General features: G+C 56.9%; 14 protein-coding genes and 1 pseudogene. 5 read left to right on the top strand and 10 right to left on the bottom strand.

The window, feature by feature from the left end; genetic code table 11:
- Positions 1-282 precede the first annotated feature (282 nt).
- Entirely contained in the window at positions 283-2,388 is a 2,106-nt protein-coding gene (glgX, locus tag sS8_RS12230) for a glycogen debranching protein GlgX (RefSeq protein WP_232020621.1), read from the top strand.
- Between the two features lie 53 nt (positions 2,389-2,441).
- Here glgX and sS8_RS12225 read toward each other — a convergent pair whose 3' ends face one another.
- The 4 genes and pseudogenes from sS8_RS12225 to sS8_RS29930 form a co-directional block, all read right to left on the bottom strand.
- Complete coding sequence (locus tag sS8_RS12225) at positions 2,442-3,338, bottom strand: quinoprotein dehydrogenase-associated SoxYZ-like carrier (protein ID WP_232020620.1); 897 nt, start codon at positions 3,336-3,338, stop codon at positions 2,442-2,444.
- The gene (locus tag sS8_RS12220) at positions 3,295-4,179 is read right to left on the bottom strand and encodes a quinoprotein relay system zinc metallohydrolase 2 (RefSeq protein WP_232020619.1); all 885 of its coding nucleotides are present in this window, start codon (positions 4,177-4,179) and stop codon (positions 3,295-3,297) included. Before sS8_RS12220 ends, sS8_RS12225 begins: the two co-directional genes overlap by 44 nt.
- Positions 4,180-4,261: 82 nt before the next feature.
- A pseudogene (locus sS8_RS12215) lies at positions 4,262-4,918 on the bottom strand (LysR substrate-binding domain-containing protein); the annotation flags it as partial.
- A gap of 341 nt (positions 4,919-5,259) precedes the next feature.
- Positions 5,260-5,505 carry a zinc ribbon domain-containing protein gene (locus tag sS8_RS29930; RefSeq protein ID WP_197716746.1) on the bottom strand — a complete coding sequence of 82 codons (246 nt, stop codon included), beginning with the start codon at positions 5,503-5,505 and terminating at the stop codon, positions 5,260-5,262.
- Between sS8_RS29930 and sS8_RS12205 the strand changes: the two genes are divergently transcribed.
- From sS8_RS12205 to sS8_RS12190, 4 genes are all read left to right on the top strand, one after another.
- Positions 5,447-5,908 carry an NADH-ubiquinone oxidoreductase-F iron-sulfur binding region domain-containing protein gene (locus sS8_RS12205; protein WP_232020618.1) on the top strand — a complete coding sequence of 154 codons (462 nt, stop codon included), beginning with the start codon at positions 5,447-5,449 and terminating at the stop codon, positions 5,906-5,908. The genes sS8_RS29930 and sS8_RS12205 overlap by 59 nt on opposite strands.
- A gap of 27 nt (positions 5,909-5,935) precedes the next feature.
- Positions 5,936-8,716, top strand: coding sequence for a formate dehydrogenase subunit alpha (gene fdhF, locus sS8_RS12200; protein ID WP_119629871.1), 2,781 nt, complete (start codon positions 5,936-5,938; stop codon positions 8,714-8,716).
- A gap of 296 nt (positions 8,717-9,012) precedes the next feature.
- Positions 9,013-10,878, top strand: coding sequence for a methanol/ethanol family PQQ-dependent dehydrogenase (locus tag sS8_RS12195; protein WP_119629870.1), 1,866 nt, complete (start codon positions 9,013-9,015; stop codon positions 10,876-10,878).
- A gap of 69 nt (positions 10,879-10,947) precedes the next feature.
- Positions 10,948-11,889, top strand: coding sequence for a substrate-binding domain-containing protein (locus sS8_RS12190; protein WP_232020617.1), 942 nt, complete (start codon positions 10,948-10,950; stop codon positions 11,887-11,889).
- Positions 11,890-11,964: 75 nt separating this feature from the next.
- Here the strand turns inward: sS8_RS12190 and lysS are convergent, their stop codons facing one another.
- From lysS to sufD, 6 genes are all read right to left on the bottom strand, one after another.
- Entirely contained in the window at positions 11,965-13,455 is a 1,491-nt protein-coding gene (gene lysS, locus sS8_RS12185) for a lysine--tRNA ligase (protein ID WP_119629868.1), read from the bottom strand.
- Positions 13,456-13,558: 103 nt separating this feature from the next.
- A protein-coding gene (gene prfB / locus sS8_RS12180) for a peptide chain release factor 2 (protein WP_119629867.1) occupies positions 13,559-14,657 on the bottom strand; the annotation gives its coding sequence in 2 pieces (ribosomal slippage) (positions 13,559-14,581 and positions 14,583-14,657; 1,098 coding nt in all).
- A 94-nt stretch (positions 14,658-14,751) separates the two neighbouring features.
- Positions 14,752-15,072 (bottom strand): non-heme iron oxygenase ferredoxin subunit, encoded by a 321-nt coding sequence (locus sS8_RS12175; protein ID WP_119629866.1) that lies wholly within the window; start codon positions 15,070-15,072, stop codon positions 14,752-14,754.
- A gap of 22 nt (positions 15,073-15,094) precedes the next feature.
- Entirely contained in the window at positions 15,095-15,550 is a 456-nt protein-coding gene (gene sufU, locus sS8_RS12170) for a Fe-S cluster assembly sulfur transfer protein SufU (protein WP_119629865.1), read from the bottom strand.
- Positions 15,550-16,863 carry an aminotransferase class V-fold PLP-dependent enzyme gene (locus sS8_RS12165; RefSeq protein WP_232020616.1) on the bottom strand — a complete coding sequence of 438 codons (1,314 nt, stop codon included), beginning with the start codon at positions 16,861-16,863 and terminating at the stop codon, positions 15,550-15,552. Before sS8_RS12165 ends, sufU begins: the two co-directional genes overlap by 1 nt.
- Entirely contained in the window at positions 16,860-18,173 is a 1,314-nt protein-coding gene (sufD, locus tag sS8_RS12160; protein ID WP_119629864.1) for a Fe-S cluster assembly protein SufD, read from the bottom strand. Before sufD ends, sS8_RS12165 begins: the two co-directional genes overlap by 4 nt.

Here is an 18,173-nt window from a genome sequence, read left to right as displayed (position 1 = left end):
GGTCCGGCCGCATCACCCAACGTTATCGCCTAGTCCGTGTATAGGGTTGTCCATATGTGAAAGTCGGCGGGTTTTTCGTTCCGCGATCAGAATGGTAAGATCGGGTGAAGATATGGCGAATTGTTTGCGGCTGATTCATAAGCTAGATATGAGTAGGGAGGCTCCGTGATCGGCGAGACCGTTGTACCGGCACGGTAGTAGGTGCTGGCGCAACTGCGTCCTTCGGATGCCGGGCCGTGTTTTATGAAATCCGTCAGTAATACGAGCACAGTTGGTTCTTCTATGAAGCCCCGTTATTCCTATTCGGCGGGATCCCCCATCCCGCATGGAGTCTATTTGCACAAGGGCGGGGTGAATTTCTCCCTGTTCAGTCGGCACGCTACCCAGGTGTCTCTGCTCCTGTTCGAAGACGTGCAGGCCACCAAGCCGTTTCAGGTCATCGAGCTCGATTCCGAGCATCACAAGACCGGCGACATGTGGCACATTTGCGTGCTGGGAGCGGGAAAGAATCTGGTTTACGCTTTTCGTGTCGATGGACCTTTTGCCCCCGAGCAGGGACATCGTTTCGATCCGAGCAAGATATTGCTCGATCCTTATGCAACGGCACTGGCTACGCCGCTGCAATGGAATTTTGCCGGATTTTCATCCCGTTCCGTGTCGTCGGCTCCGAAGGGTCCGGAGCATGAAAATCCGGTGGTGGTGAAAAATCTTGTTACCGGCAACAGTTTTGATTGGGAGAATGATCGACCGCTTCATCACCCCTGGTCCAGCCTCGTCATTTACGAGACGCATGTGCGCGGTTTGACGGTGCATCCATCGGCGGGTGTCCGGTCGCGCGGGAGTTATCTCGGCGTTATAGAAAAAATTCCCTACTTTAGGCAACTCGGAATCACTGCCATCGAGTTGATGCCGCTTCAGGAGTTCAATCCGAACGAGATTACCGCGGTCAATCCCATGAGCGGCGAAAGGCTCCGCAATTATTGGGGCTACAACACCATGGCTTTTTTCGCGCCGTTCGAAGGGTACGGCAGCCGTCTCTATCCCGGATGTCAGGTCGACGAGTTCAAGACGATGGTCAAGGCCTTGCACAAGGCCGGAATCGAAGTGTTGCTCGACGTAGTCTTCAACCATACGGCGGAAGGCGATGAAACCGGGCCGACGCTCAACTTCCGTGGTTTGGATAACAGTATTTATTACCTGTTGGAAGAGGACAAAAGCCGCTACAAAAATTTCTCCGGCTGCGGCAATACGATGAATTGCAACCATCCGGTGGTTCGTAACTACATTCTCGATTGCCTTAGATACTGGGTCGTGGAAATGCATGTCGACGGCTTCCGCTTCGATTTGGCCTCCATTTTGGGGCGGGACCGCAACGGCCATTTGGTGGCCAACGCGCCGCTTCTGGAGCAAATCGCCGAGGACCCGATCCTGCGGGATGTAAAGCTGATCGCAGAGGCCTGGGATGCCGGCGGCGCCTATCTGGTAGGGCGTTTCCCGGGCGAGCGCTGGTCGGAGTGGAATGGTCAATATCGCGACGATGTGCGGCGTTACTGGCGCGGTGACATGGGCATGGCCGGAGTGTTCGCCAGCCGCTTGTGCGGCAGTGCCGATCTGTACGAGCACAGCGGTAAGGCGACGGTTAACAGCATTAACTTCGTGACTTGCCACGATGGGTTCACGTTGAACGACCTGGTCAGCTATGAATACAAGCACAATCTGGCCAACGGCGAAGACAACCGGGACGGTTCGAACGATAACCATAGCGCCAATTACGGCGTGGAAGGTCCTACCGAGGATCCGGCCATCGTTCGAATCCGGCTCAGGCAGATGAAGAATTTCATGGCTACGTTGTTCCTTTCCCGCGGAGTGCCGATGATTTTGGGAGGCGACGAATTCTGCCGCACGCAGCTGGGTAACAATAACGCTTATTGCCAGGATAACGAGATTTCCTGGTACGACTGGACGTTTTTGGAGAAAAATCGGGAAATTTTCGAATTCGTGCGGAATATGATCGCATTTCGCGCACGTCATCCGACCCTATCGTCGGAGCGGTTCTACCGGCCAGAAGACGTAAGCTGGTTCAATCCGTCCGGACACGTGCCCGACTGGCATTCGGAGAGCGCAGTGGGATGCCGGATCTATGCGGAAAAAGATGGGGGTCAAGACCTCTGCCTGCTCTGTAATCCTTTGACGTATGCGACGAGCTTTGTAATACCGGAGCCGCCGCACGATTCGGTTTGGCTTAAGGTGATCGATACCGGCGCAGAGCCGCCTTTCGACATTTGCCCGCCGGGTCAAGGTCTACCATTCAGCGGAAATTCCTCCACCCGGATCGAGGAGCGCAGCATGGTCGTGTTGCTCGCCGAGCGCAATCCGATTCGCGCGTAAAGCGGCCGGCGCTCATCGGCCGCTTTACGTGTTTCGAGCCGCGTGCGGACCGCTCAGGGTGTGACCGTTTGACTGGCCGAAAACTGATTTCCTTTATTGTCTCGAATTTCCGCTTTCAATTCTCCCGCCGTCTCGGGCACGAAATAAAACCGAAAGTTTGGGTCCGCGCTGATGGCGATGTCGGTTTTAGCCGTGAGAACCGGTTTATCGTTGAAGCTGACTTTGACTTCTTCCACAAAGTGGGCCGGTTTGATCATCCGGGTCAGCTGATCCATTTGCAGGCCGGTGATGTTCGGGTGGCTGATGAGCAGTTGCGCCAAATTAGGCTGTTGCAACGCCACTTTCTGACTGTCCAGCTTGAATTTCATCTTCCCCATTCGTGCCATGGCGGCCTCCAGGTCCGTACCTATCGGTGCCGAGCAGCCGCCGCTGGCCTTGACGAAGGCTTTGTTCATATAGAGTTTGCCGTCATTGGTCTCGGCGATGGCTCGAACGTGGGTATAGGCGTTGACGCGTACTCGCATGGCCAGGTCGGCTCTTCCGCTATCCGGCGTGAAATGGAAAGTGCCGGAGAACGGCACCGGGTTGTTGTCGATAATCAGCGTCACGGTCTTGATATACCGTTCTTGGGTCTGAGGAATCTTGCTGTTGATCTGGATCGGTACCAGTGCGGGATCTTCAGCGCGGTAGGGGGCGGCCAGTTCGACGATCTGGCTGCCTTCTTCTATCGGCCGTTCGCCGAAAAAATTCTGCCTGAGTCCGCCGTTCCAGGCCGTTTCTGGTTCACCGGCTGCCAGCGCGGATCCGCACAGTGCCAGTAAGCAGCCCAAGGCCAGCCAGCATTGTTTTCTAAATGTTGTTGAAGATTTCATTGAAGTGTACTCCCCGGGATATGTGTTTGCATGCTCAATCGTCTTCCCACTCCAGTTCGGCGAACGCTGTGGAAACATTCCGCTTGTGGAACTCGTCGAAGAGTTGCCAGTCATCGTGGGCGGACAGTCCGACATTCGCCATGGCTTCTTCCATGGTTCTGCCATCTTTGATAAACGCTCTGATCTCCGACTGCAAGTTCTTTAGGTAGCGTTCCTCAGGGGCCAATGCTTCGGGCCAGTCGGCCGCGATCGGACCGTGCCCCGGTATCGCCAGTTTCGCATCAATCGTTTTCAGCTGCTCGATCGTCGCCAGCCAGCCATTGAGGCTTCCGTCGATCACGGGCAAATGTCCCATGAACAAGAGATCGGACAGCCAGAGGGTCTTGGTTTGAGCGTCGTAAATGCTGAGGTCACTATCGGTGTGGGCTGTTCGGTGAGCTCTCAAAAGCAGCGTTCTGCCACCGAGATCCAGAACCAGCGTATCCCGAACCGAGTGGTCCGGCAGCACGAAATTTTCGCTTTTTAAGCGGAAGCCGAGATCCCGTTCGGCCATTTCCTGATAGAAGGGCGCGCGCATGGCCATGGCTTCGGCAAGTTTGTGATGGCCGATGAAGCTGACGCTGGGCTGTTTGAAGGCAATGTTGCCGTAGATGTGGTCCGGATGCACATGCGTATTGATGACGTAGCAAATCGGAACCGCGGTGGTGGATTCGATGACGGTTTTCAGCGCATAGCCTTGCTCCGGGCTGCCGCCGGTGTCGATTACCGCGACACAACGCTGCCCGACGATGAAGCCGATGTTGGCGATCTCGCCGCGATTGTGCCGATCCGGTAGTTCGTGCGTGCCCTGGTGAACGTAAATGCCGGGTGCGACTTGCTCGATGGAAAGTCGGGGAGTATCTGCTCGGGCTGGGTTCACAAGTGCAATTATCGACAGAAAGAGCGCGCAAACAGGAACTTTCATTTAGGTCTTGAGTTTTTTCGTTGGCGATCAATAAATCGAGCAGAGCTCGGCTGCCTCGCGACCGCATTTTCGCTTCGGGGGCAATGATGTTCAACTGCCAGCGGAGCCCATCCGGCGGGTTGATTCGCCGTGAAACCAGGCTGCTATTCTCATGACGCATGGCTTGAATGGATGCAAAGCCGATTCCGAGACCGGCCCGAACCGATTCTTTGACGCTGGCGACACCCATGACCTCTATGTTGACCGGCGCCGTGATGTGCGCCTCGGCCAATGCGGTTTCGACCACTTGCCTCGCCCCGGAGCCCGGCTCGCGCCAGATGATTTGATAGCGGGCGAACACGTCGAGAGGCACTGCTTCCGGATAAAGTTCCGCGATTTCATGATCCTGAGGAACGATGAGCACGATTTCGTCCTCTTTCCACGGCAACATGCGAAATGGCGCGGGCAACTGTTCGGTTGCGACCGGGCCTTCGATGAACGCCAAATCCAGTGCCGGAAGATTCTGCACGATTTCCTGAGTATCCCCGGTTGTCATATACACGTGAACGCCCGGATAGTCGGTTTGGAGCCTCACCACGTACTGAGGCAGGTAATAGCTGGCGATGGTCATCGTCGAACCGACGCGCAAGGTGCCGGCGTTTACCTGCTGCAGCCGGCGAATGTAGTCCTTTACCTCGCGGTAGTCGCGTTCCATGCGCTCGGCATATTCGAGCAGGCCCAAACCCGCGGGAGTCAAGACAATTTGATGGCCGACCCGTTCATACATGATTTTGCAGGAATATGCGTAACATCATGAAAAACAATGGAAAATTCATGAATATCGATTTGAAATCGATAGACCCATCCGCTACAGTCGCGTTCAGCGATTCGACTGCGCGCGAGAAAGCGTTGTTTTTGCCGACATTGCGGGCGCCCGTCCCGAGAGTGGCTATTTCCGAAGCAATATTAAAGGTATGCACCGTATGGCCACTGCACCGGTTGCTTTTAAGAAATTGACATCCTCCCCGGCCTGAAGGCCGGAGATTCCTACGGCGCTCAGGGGCGGCATTGAGCCGCCCCTGAGTCGCTTCGGTGGGTTCCTGCTGCTGGCGATCCTACTGCATCGCTCACTTCACAGGCGAACCGGGCGTGTCCCGCCCTTAGCACATTGATCGCGCCGACCACATCGGCGTTTTCCTCGAAGCCACATTCCACACACGCAAATCGGGCTTGCGTCTGCCGGTTGTCGGCAGACACATGGCCGCAGCACGGACAGGTACGGCTCGTGTTCTGTGGCGGCATGCTGCCGGGACACGAGTTCTACGGCTATTTCCCGGGCGGTGCTTCCGGCGGAATTCTGCCGGCGTCCATGGGCGATATTCCGCTCGATTTCGACACCCTGAACCCATACGGTTGCTTCATCGGCTCCGCCGCCGTCATCATCCTCTCCAATCAGGACAGCGCCAAGGCGATGGCGCTCAATGCCATGAGGTTTTTCGAGGAAGAATCCTGTGGTCAATGTACGCCCTGCCGAGTGGGTACCGGCAAAGCGGCCAAGCTCATGGAAAAGGATCGGTGGGACAAGCTTTTGCTGGATGACATCGCCAAGGTTATGACCGACGCGTCCATTTGCGGGCTCGGCCAGGCGGCGCCGAATCCTTTGCAGTGCGTGTTCAAGTATTTCCCCCAAGAGCTTGAAAAGTAAGCGAGCTGAACCCTTTAGGAACGAGATATGGTTGCCAATCCCGAAGATTTGAAAACAGCGAAGACCGTCGGATTCAAGCTCGACGGCGAAGACGTTCAGGCTTTCGAGGGTGAGACGATCCTCCAGGCGGCCAAGCGGCAGGGCAAGGAGATCCCGCACCTGTGCTATAAGGACGGCTATCGGCCGGACGGCAATTGCCGTGCTTGCGTGGTGGAGATCATCAAGGGCGAACGCGTTCTGGCGCCGTCCTGTTGCCGTTATCCGCAGGAAGGGATGGACGTATCGAGTACCAGCGAAAGAGCTCGAACTTCTCAAAAACTGGTGCTGGAGCTACTGCTCTCCGATATGCCGGAGCAGGGCAAATCGCCGTATAACCCCCATTCAGAGCTGGATTACTGGGCGGGCAAGCTGGAAGTCTGGAATCCGCGCTTCCCCGGGCGAGGACAGCCGGCCCCCAACTTTTCCCATCCCGCCATCGCCGCGAATCTCGATGCCTGCATTCAGTGTACCCGTTGCGTACGGGCCTGCCGCGAGGAGCAGATGAACGATGTCATCGGCTACGCCTTTCGAGGTCATCATGCCAAGATCGTTTTCGATCAGGATGACCCGATGGGCGAAAGCACTTGCGTGGCCTGCGGCGAGTGCGTACAGGCCTGTCCGACCGGTGCGCTGATGCCGTCCAATAGTGTCGGCTTGGTCGAACCTGAAAAGAAGGTCGACTCTACTTGTCCGTACTGCGGTGTCGGTTGTCTGCTGACCTTTAATGTCAGGGACAACAAGATTCTTTACGTCGGAGGGCGCGACGGCGATACCAATCACAGCCGTCTCTGCGTCAAGGGCCGTTTCGGCTTCGATTACGTCCATAATCCCTTGCGCCTGACCAAGCCCCTGATCCGCAAGGAAGGTGCGGCGAAGACCACCGAGCTGCTCGATCCTCAGGATATCGATCAGGTCTTCCGGGAAGCGACTTGGGAAGAAGCGCTTGATTTTGCGGCTTCGGGGCTTCGCAAGATCCGTGACGAGAAAGGCCCGCGGGCGTTGGCCGGCTTCGGTTCCGCCAAAGGCAGCAACGAAGAGGCGTACTTGTTCCAGAAGCTGGTGCGTACCGGTTTCGGCACCAATAACGTCGACCATTGCACTCGCTTGTGCCACGCATCGTCGGTCGCGGCTCTGCTGGAATGCATCGGTTCCGGCGCGGTATCGAACCCGGTGGAGGATGTCGCGAAAGCCGAGGTCGTCATCGTGATCGGGTCCAATCCCACCGTCAACCATCCGGTCGCGGCGACCTGGTTCAAGAATGCGGTCCGGAATGGCACCAAGCTCATCGTGATGGATCCGATCCGCACGGAAATTTGTCGCTTCGCGGCCTATTCGCTGCAGTTCCGTCCGGATACTTACGTCGCCTTGCTTAACGCGATCATGCATGCCATCGTCGCGGAAGGCCTATGCAACGAGGAATACATCCGCAAGCACACCGAGGGCTTCGAGCAGCTGAGAGATCATCTGAAAGATTACGATCCCGACCGGATGGCACCCGTCTGCGGCATTCCGGCGGAAACCATCAGGGAAGTCGCCCGGCTTTACGCCACATCGAAAGCCGCGATGATTCTCTGGGGAATAGGTGTGTCCCGGCACGTGCACGGTACCGATAATGCCCGTTGCCTGATTTCGCTGGCGCTAATGACCGGTCAAATCGGTCGCCCGGGGACCGGTTTGCATCCGCTGCGCGGTCAGAACAATGTGCAAGGCGCTTCCGACGTAGGGCTTATTCCCATGGTTTATCCGGATTATCAGCCGGTCGGCGATGCGGGAGTTTGCACGAAGTTCGAGAAACTATGGCAAACCCAACTCGATCCCAAGCCGGGACTTACCGTGGTCGAGATCATTCACGCCATACACGACGGCAAACTGACCGGTCTGTACGTGGAAGGAGAAAACCCGGCCATGTCCGATCCCAATCAGAACCACGCGCGTGAAGCCTTGGCGATGCTGGAACACTGCGTGGTTCAGGACATCTTCCTGACCGAGACCGCCGGGTTCGCCGATGTGATCCTGCCGGCCTCGGCTTTCCCGGAAAAGACCGGAACTTTCACCAATACCGATCGCCGTGTCCAGTTGGGACGCCAGGCCATCGACCCGCCGGGCGACGCGCGACAGGACTGGTGGATAATTCCGGAAATCGCTTGGCGTATGGGGCTGGAGTGGAGCTATTCGGGTCCCAAGGACGTGTTCGACGAGATGCGCCAAGCCATGGTCAGCATCGCCGGCATTACCTGGGATCGGCTGGAGCGGGAAGTCTCCGTCATTTACCCGTGCGAGCAGGAGGGCGATCCCGGCGAACCGGTTATCTTCGTGGAAGACTTTCCACGCAAGGGCGGCAGGGGCCTGTTCGTTCCTGCGGCATTCAGCCGTGCAAACGAGTTGCCCGATGATGAGTATCCGTTTGTTTTCATAACCGGCCGCCAGCTCGAACACTGGCACACCGGCAGCATGACCCGTCATGCCAGTGTTCTGGATGCGATCGAGCCTGATCCGGTAGTCTCGATTCACCCGCTCGATTTGGAAGCCTTGGGCGGCAAGCCTGGAGAACTGATTAGCATCGAATCCAGGCGCGGCAAGATTTCGGCCTATGCGCGGATCGACGCAGGACTGCAGCCGGGCAGCCTGTTCATGGCATTCTGTTATAACGAAGCCTCGGCCAATCTGATCACTAACGAAGCCTTGGATCCGTACGGCAAGATTCCGGAATTCAAATTCTGTGCCGTTAAAATCGCCCCGGGCGGAAAGCTGTCGGAACGAATCAACTGATCGGCTGCTTCAGTTAACCGAGCCCTGACGGCAGAACCTGCCGCCAGGGCTTTTTTTTTCATCCGTGTAAAAGCCCTCCGCGCGTGCTGAGCCGCGCCCCGCAGCAGTACTGTCATTATTGACTTTTTACCAGAAATACTTCAACTTACGCTCTTAGACGGGCTTGTCGGGTAATTTACCCGATTACTTTAGGGAATGTTTCCTTATCAAAAACAAAATCCGTCCTATCGTTTTTAGGGTAACTTATCGTTAACAAAACGTACTCTGTGTTTTACAGATTACGAGGAGGAAAAGAGATGAAAAAACCCGTGAAAAGTTGGCTGATCGCAACGTCGGTGGCATCGTTGCTGGCAGCCCCGGGGATTTCCCAAGCCAACACCGAAGTCGAAGCGCTGACGAAAGATCCGAAAAATTTCGCCACTTGGGGCGGTGATTACTACGGCATGCGTTACAGCGCGCTGGACCAGATCAACAATAAGAACGTTAAGGACCTTCAGCCCGTCTGGACTTTTTCCACCGGCATGCTCCGCGGTCACGAAGGCGGCCCGCTCGTCGTGAACGATGTGATCTACATTCAAACCCCTTATCCGCACAAGGTTTACGCACTCGATCAGGGCACTCAATCCGTCATCTGGGAGTACTCCTACTCTCCGGATAAGGACGTCGATCCCAACCAGGTTATCTCGGTCATGTGCTGTGACGTAGTAAACCGTGGTCTCGCTTACGGCGACGGCAAAATCTTCCTGGCTCAGGGCGATGCCACTCTGGTGGCTTTGGACGCCAAGACCGGAAAAGTCGTTTGGAAGACCAAAAACGGCGAACCCAAGCTCGGCATGACCAGCACCAACGCGCCGCTCGTGGTAAAAGACAAGGTCATCACCGGTATCGCTGGTGGCGAGTTCGGTGTACGCGGTTTCCTCGCCGCCTATAATATCAAGGACGGCACCTTGGCCTGGAAAGCTTATAGCATGGGGCCGGACTCCGACATCAAGGTCGATCCGGAAAAAACCATGACTTGGACTGACGGCAAAATGGCGCCGGTCGGCAAAGACTCCAGCCTGAAAACCTGGGAAGGCGATCAGTGGAAGCTGGGTGGTGGCACCACCTGGGGCTGGTACAGCTACGATCCGAAACTCAATCTAGTCTACTACGGGTCCGGTAACCCCGGCACCTGGAACCCGACGCAGCGTCCCGGCGACAACAAATGGTCCATGACCCTTTGGGCCCGCGATGCGGATACCGGCGTAGCAAAGTGGGTTTATCAGATGACCCCGCACGACGAATGGGACTACGACGGCATCAACGAAGTGCCCTTGGTCGATCTGAAAATGACCGACAAGAACGGCAAGGAGCACGACAAGTTGATCGTCCATTTCGATCGTAACGGATTCGGCTATACGCTCGACCGTGTAACCGGCGAACTCTTGGTCGCCGAGAAATTCGACAAGGCCGTCAACTGGGCGAGCCACGTCGATATGAAGACCGGCCGTCCGCAGGTCGTGGACCAGTACAGCACCCATAAGGGCGGCGAAGATAACAATACCACCGGTATTTGTCCCGCTGCACTGGGCAGCAAGGACCAGCAGCCTATCGCGTACTCGCCCAGAACCAATCTGGTTTATATTCCGGGCAACCATGTGTGCATGAACTACGAACCTTTCGAAGTCGAGTACACCGCGGGTCAGCCGTATGTCGGCGCGACTCTGACCATGTTCCCGGCCGGCGTTGATGCCAAGACCGGCGAGAAGAACGGTTCGCACAACCTCGGCGTTTTCACCGCCTGGGACCCGACGACCGGCAAGATCGTATGGTCGAAGGACGAGCCGTTCTCCGTATGGAGCGGCGCGATTGCGACCGCTGGCGATGTCGTGTTCTACGGCACCTTGGAAGGCTACTTGAAAGCGGTTGACGCCAAGACCGGCGACGAGCTCTACAGGTTCAAGACCCCGTCGGGCATCATCGGCAACGTCAACACCTGGAGCTACAAAGGCAAGCAGTATGTCGGCGTTATGTCGGGTCTCGGTGGCTGGGCCGGTATCGGTATGGCCGCTGGTCTCGAAGGCGAAAGCGAAGGTTTGGGTGCGGTAGGCGCATACCGTAACCTTAGCAACTACACCAAGCTAGGTGGCGTGTTTACCGTGTTTGGTTTGCCTAATAAATAAACTAATTCATTAGGCTATTTAATGCGCCCCGGCTGATCCGTCAGCCGGGGCGTTCTTTTTAGAGTGGTTTTGAATGCCGAATTTTTACGTTTACTCTTGGTCTTAAAGACGTTTATTCAAGTTATAGAGGAGTCCTTCATGACCGTTAGGTGCGATGCCCGTCGGGCGGTGGTACTTTTGGCGTCATTGCTGATGCCTTTTTCCGTAGCTCAAGCCGAAAAAGATGCTTTCAAGGTTTGCGCAGACCCGAACAATCCACCTTTCTCGGATAAGAACGGTCATGGTTTTGAGAACAAAATTGCCGAACTGTTTGCAAAGGACCTGGGGAAAAAGGTCGAATATACCTGGTTCCCGCAACGGATCGGCTTTATCCGCAATACGTTGAAGGCGCAATTGCCGAACTCCGACGAATACAAGTGCGACGTGGTAATGGGCGTGCCCACCGGATATGAGCTTGCCGCGACCACCAAGCCTTATTACCGATCGACTTATGCCTTGGTATACCGGAAGAAAAGCGGCTGGGACGACATTAAATCACCCGAAGATCTCGAGCGTCTCCCGGACGAACGTAAGAACAAGCTGCGCATCGCCATGTTCGACGGAGCGCCGGGAACCACCTGGTTGTTCAACCACCAGCTCGCTGATCGGGGGCTGCCGTACCAGAGCATGTCGGGAGATGCGGCGGTCAATACCGCACAAATCCTTGAAAAGGATTTTGCCGAAGGGAAAATCGATATGGTCATCGTGTGGGGGCCGATCGCCGGCTATCTGGTCACCCAGGGAAAACCGGGGCCTTTCGAGATGATACCTATGAAGTCGGAAGGATCGATCAAATTCGATTTTCCGATTTCCATGGCTGTCCGCTTTCCCGACAAGGAGCGAAAAGAAGAATTGAATGCTCTGATCGAACGAAACGCAAAGAAGATCGAAGCGTTATTACACGAGTATCGCGTGCCCTTGGTCGATCAGAGTGGAAACCTGATCGAAGCGGCAAAGAAAAGCAAAAAATAAGTTATGGCGGGAAGGGCAGGGCGGCGGCGCCTTTGCCCCTGCCTCGTAATAACGGTCCCGGTAAACCGAAGGTTTTCAGCTTTCTCGCCGCATGTGTGGAAAGAGAATGACGTCGCGAATGGAGGGTGAATCGGTGAAGAACATGACTAACCGGTCTATGCCGATGCCCTCGCCCGCGGTCGGCGGCAGCCCGTATTCCAGGGCGCGGATATAGTCCGCATCGTAGTGCATCGCTTCCTCATCCCCGGCATCCTTGTCTGCAACCTGCTTTTTGAACCGCTCCGCCTGATCTTCCGGGTCGTTCAACTCCGAAAAGCCATTGGCGATCTCCCGTCCACCGATGAATAGCTCGAAGCGATCGGTCACGAACGGATTCTGATCGTTGCGGCGTGCAAGGGGCGATGTTTCGGTGGGATATTCCGTGATGAATACCGGACCCATCAGTCGATGCTCTACGGTTTTTTCGAAAATCTCGGTCTGGAGTTTGCCTAGGCCATCGCCCGAGGTCACGAGATAACCCAGGCGCTCCGCAACTCGGGCCGCTCGATCGCGATCGGCGAGATCCTCAGCCGTCAGGTCCGGATTGTAGCGAAGAATCGATTCGAGTACGGTCAGCCGTTCGAAAGGCTGCGCTAAATCGTAACTTTGATTCTCGTGTACGACGGTGGCGCTTCCGAAAAGCTTAACGGCTAGGCCGCGCAGCATTTCCTCGGACAAGTCCATCAAGTCGCGGTAGTCCGCATAAGCCTGATAGAACTCCAGCATCGTGAACTCCGGATTGTGCCTGGTGGACAACCCTTCGTTGCGGAAACTGCGGTTGATCTCGAAAACCTTTTCGAACCCGCCGACGACCAGGCGCTTCAGGTAAAGCTCCGGAGCAATGCGGAGATACAAATCCATGTCGAGCGCGTTGTGATGGGTAACAAAAGGCCTAGCACGAGCTCCGCCCGGAATCACTTGCATCATTGGGGTTTCCACTTCGAGAAAGTCCTGCTCGAGCAAAAACTGCCGAATAAACTGAACGATGGTGCTGCGCGTCTTAAAGACACGCCGCGAATCTTCATTCATGACGAGGTCGACATAACGCTGCCGGTGGCGGGTTTCTTCGTCCGTTAGGCCGTGAAATTTCTCCGGCAAGGGGCGCAATGACTTGGTGAGTAGACGGATATCCGTGGCTCGAATGGACAATTCGCCGGTCTTGGTTCGAAATACCGTCCCTTCGACGCCGATGATATCGCCGATATCCCAGTGCTTGAAGGTTTCATATTCGCCTTCCGCCAGGGCATCTTTCTGCAGGAATATCTGCATGCGGCCGGACATGTCCTGAATATGGGCAAAACTCGCTTTGCCCATCAGTCGCTTGCCCATGAGTCGCCCGGCGGCTTTCACCCGGATGTTGCGCGTTTCCAGGGTGGCGCCATCCTCGCCCCCGTATTGGTCATGAAGTGCCTGTACCAGCGTGTTGCGCCGAAAATCGTTGGGGAAGGCAATGCCGCTCCCACGCAATTCCGCCAGTTTTTCCCGCCGTTGCGCGATGAGTTTGTTTTCGTCGAGTTGTTCGGTCATACCGTTTCTTGTTACGAGAATGTTTCAGGGAACGCCCCGATTGAGCGGAGTAAACCAGGCTGTTTGTACCGTGGGCCGAGCGAACGCCGCCCGTCTTTAAGCCTCACAGGCCGCTTTTCAGGCTGGCTTCGATGAACATGTCCAGATCGCCGTCCAACACGGCTTGCGGGTTGCCGGTTTCGACCCCGGTGCGCAAATCCTTGATCCTTGATTGGTCCAGCACGTACGAGCGGATCTGACTACCCCAGCCGATGTCGGATTTGGAATCTTCCAGCTTTTGCTTTTCCGCGTTACGCTTCAGCATCTCCGTTTCGTAGAGCTTCGCCCGCAACTGTTTCATGCATCGGTCGCGGTTGGCGTGCTGAGACCGCTCGGTTTGACACTGGACCACGATGCCGCTCGGGACGTGGGTGATGCGTACGGCGGATTCGGTTCGGTTGACGTGCTGTCCGCCGGCGCCGCTGGCCCGGTATACATCGGTGCGCAGATCGGCCGGATTGATTTCGATATCAATCGTGTCGTCCACTTCGGGTGAAACGAATACCGAGGCGAACGAGGTGTGCCGGCGATTGCCGGAGTCGAAGGGCGATTTTCTGACCAGGCGGTGCACGCCGGTTTCGGTCCTGAGCCAGCCGTACGCGTATTCGCCTTCGAAGCGGATGGTTGCGCTCTTGATACCCGCAACGTCGCCTGGCGACTCTTCCATCAACTCGGTTTTGAATCCACGGCGTTCGCCCCAGCGAAGATACATGCGTTCCAGCATCTCCGCCCAGTCCTGGGCTTCGGTGCCGCCGGACCCTGCCTGAATGTCGAGAAAGGCGTGGCTTGGGTCCATTTCGCCGGCGAACATGCGGCGAAACTCGAGATCGGCTACCAGCTTTTCGAAGCGCTCGAGATCGGTAGCCACAGTGTCGACGGTCGCTTCGTCGTTTTCTTCCGCCGCCAGTTCGAGGAGTTCCTCGGTGTCGTTCACACCTTGTTCAATTCTGATCAGGTTGTTGACGACCGACTCCAGTTGCGTGCGTTCGCGTCCCAGGTTTTGGGCTTTCTCGGGATCCTCCCAGACCTTCGGGTCCTCCAGTTCTCTTAAAACTTCGTCCAGCCGCTCGCGTTTGGTATCGAAGTCAAAGATACCCCCTAAGAGCTGCCTGGCGGCTCTTCAAGTCTTTGATGAGGTTGTAGAGCGGATTGAGTTCGCGCATAGTGAAAAAGCTTTGATGTCCGGCGAAAAAACCGGGATGGTACTACAGATGAGCCCGAAGAAAAACGAGCCGAAACACTCGGCTCGACTCGGCATCAGTTCCAGCGCTCGTCCCGAACCTGAATCATGCCGTTCTCGACCCGGACAGGAAAGCAGGGGAGATCCTCATAGGCCGGGGCTTTTAGGACTTTGCCGGTTTTCAGGCAAAAGCGGGCGCCATGACGAGGGCAAACGATCTCGCAACCTTCCAGCCGGCCGCTCGCGATTTCGGCACCGTCATGGGTGCAGACATCTTCGACGGCATAATACTCGCCGTCGATCATGAACACGGCGACCTCCGTTCCATCGATATCCACGACCACATGCTCGCCGTTTTGCAGGCTGCCTTCGCGGGTGACGTCGATCCAATCGGACATGAAGCGGCTCTCTTTATCCGGTTTATTCGGTGCTGACGGTGTCCGCTTCGTTCTTGAGCGCCGCCTGCAGCGAGTGCCAAGCCAAGGTGGCGCATTTCACCCGGGCCGGGTAGGCGCGAACGCCGGCCAGGACCGCGAGCTTGCCGATTTCTTCGAGATTCACGGCCTCGTCGTTCTTGCCCGTGGTGATGCGGTGAAAGATGTCGAACAAATGCTGGGCCTCGTCCTCGGTCTGACCCTTGACGATTTCGGTCATGAGCGACGCCGAAGCCGTCGAAATGGCGCAGCCGGAGCCCTGGAAGCTCACGTCCTCGATCACGCCGTCGTTCACCTTGACGTAAAGCGTGATTTTGTCGCCGCACAGCGGGTTGAACCCCTCGATCTTGCGGTTGGCGTCTTCCATGACCCGGAAGTTGCGCGGATTGCGGTTATGGTCGAACACGACTTCCTGATAGAGATCCCTGATCTGATCCAGCATTAGCCGAACACCTCGATGACTTTTCGAATACCGTCCACCAGGATATCGATTTCCTCGAAGGTATTGTAGAGCCCGAAGGAGGCGCGGGCGGTCGCGGGCAGGCCGAAGAAGTCCATCACCGGCATGGCGCAATGGTGCCCGGCGCGGATGGCGATGCCGAGGTGGTCCAGAATCGTGCCGATATCGTGGGGATGAATGCGTTCCAATGTGAAGGAAAGAATGGCGCCTTTCCGTTCCGCCGTGCCGACCGGTGTCAACTCGGGAATTTCGAGGGCCCGCTCCGTGGCGTAGTGCAACAACCGGGCCTCGTATTCGGCGATTGCGTCCAGGCCGATGGCTTGGAGATAATCCACCGCCGCGCCTAGGGCGATCGCATCCACGATGTTCGGCGTGCCGGCTTCGAACTTGAAGGGCAGGGTGTTGTACTCGGTCTTGTCGAACGTGACGCGGCGAATCATGTCGCCGCCGCCCTGATAAGGCGGCATCGCCTCGAGCCATTTCTCCTTCCCGTAGAGAATGCCGATGCCGGTCGGGCCGTACAGCTTGTGGCCGGACAGGGCGTAGAAATCGCAGTCCAGGTCCTGGACGTCCACCACCATGTGAGGTGCCGCTTGCGCGCCGTCCAGGAGCACCGGAATTTCCCGGCTATGGGCCAACTCGATGATGGCTTTGACCGGATTGATCGTTCCCAGGGCATTGGACATGTGGCAGACCGAAACCAGACGGGTGCGCGGCGACAAGAGCTTTTCGAACTCGTCCGGCACCAGTTCGCCCTTTGTGTCGATCGGAGCCACTTTCAATTTGGCGCCGGTTTGTTCGCATAGCATCTGCCAGGGCACGATGTTGGAGTGATGCTCCATGGCGGTGATGAGGATTTCGTCGCCTTCTTTCAAAGTGCTCCGGCCGAAGCTTTGGGCAACGAGGTTGATCGCCTCGGTGGTGCCCCGCACGAACACGATTTCGTGGCTATGCCTGGCGTTCAGGAATTTTTGCACGTTCTCGCGCGCGGCTTCGAAAAGATCGGTCGAGCGCTGGCTCAGGGTATGCACGCCGCGGTGAACATTGGAGTAGTCGTTCTCGTATACCCGGCGGATGCAATCGATCACCGTCTTGGGTTTCTGCGTGGTGGCGGCGTTATCTAGATAGACCAGCGGTTTACCGTTCACCGTTTGGCGGAGAATCGGAAAGTCCTCGCGAATGCGAGTGACGTCATAACCCGCCGTGCTCGACCGGGCTTTCAGGCCGGCCGCACTCGGGGCGGAATGAGCTGGATTCTGTGGCATGGCGGCTTGGGAAGCGTAAACCTTGTTCATAGCCAATCCTTTCGGATATCGGATTGCGGCAGGAAAGACAACAGTTCGTCTTGAACCAGTTTCTTGAGACTGCTCAGCCGTATCTTTTCGACCATCTCGTTGGCAAAGGCGAAGGTGAGCATATTGCGCGCCGTCGGTTCGTCCACGCCGCGCGATTCGAGATAAAAGACGGCCTCCGGATCGAGTTGTCCGACAGTCACGCCGTGGGCGCATTTCACGTCGTCCGCGTGAATTTCCAGCTGCGGCTTGCTGTCGATCTCGGCGTCTTCCGACAGGAGCAGGTTGCGGTTGCTCATTTCGGCATCGGTTTTCTGAGCTTCCGGGTGAACAACGATGCGCCCGGAAAAGACGCCCCGCGCGCGATCCCCGGCGATGCCCCGGTAGGTTTCGCGGCTGGTGCCGCAGGGTGCCCGGTGATGGATCAGGGTCTGGGTGTCCAGATGCCGCCGTCCGGTCGCGAGGAACAGTCCGTCCAGTTCGCACTCCGCCCCATGGCCCAATTGAGCGTGAATCTCGGTACGAGCCAAAAGGCCCCCGAAAGCGAGATGATGCTGGCGGAACCGGGCCGAGCGCGCCTCGCGCGCGTAAATGCCGCCGAAGTGATAGCCCTTGACGGTTTCGCTCTGGAGCTTGTAATGCTGGAGTCCGGAATTCTCGCCCACTGAAATCTCGGTGACCGAGGCGGTGAGATAGCTCGAGTCTCCGGCGCCCGCATACGTTTCGACGATGCCGGCTCCGGCATTCTGCTCCAGCGCGATGAGATTGCGGGTCACGGCCAGTCCGTCCGGGCGTGTCGAGAAATGGATCACCTGCAAGGGCTTATCCAGAACCTTGCCGGCCGGCATGTGCACGAACGCGCCGTCTCTGAAATACGCGGTAGTGAAGGCGATGAAACCGTGAGCTTCTTCCGGAACCGCTTGGTTGAATAAGCCCTCGATCCGATCGGGATACTGTTCCAGCGCGTTCGCAAGAGATGTCGCGATTACGCCCTCGGGAAGGTCGGCAGTCACGGAATGTTCGGCGGAATAAATGCCGTCGACGAAGACCAGCGACCAGGCACCTTCCAGACGGAGCCGCGCCAGAGCGTTGGTATCCGCCGCGCCTGCGGGCGCGCCCACAGTCGGCACGAACAGCTTCTTCTCCAGGGCAGCGACATTGGTGTATTTCCACTCTTCCTCGCGCGGCGAGGGAAAGCCGCCGACGGAGAAGCGGCTTCGAGCCTCTTCCCGCAACCGGCGCAGCCACGGTAGATGCTCGTCGGGCAGGGCCAATGCCCGATAGTGTTCGACGTAGTACTGAGCAGCGCTCAT

Source organism: Methylocaldum marinum, from assembly GCF_003584645.1.
Classification (GTDB): Bacteria; Pseudomonadota; Gammaproteobacteria; order Methylococcales; family Methylococcaceae; genus Methylocaldum; species Methylocaldum marinum.
The sequence above is the reverse complement of the archived record's forward strand: the minus strand, read 5'-3'. Positions and strand labels throughout refer to the sequence as shown.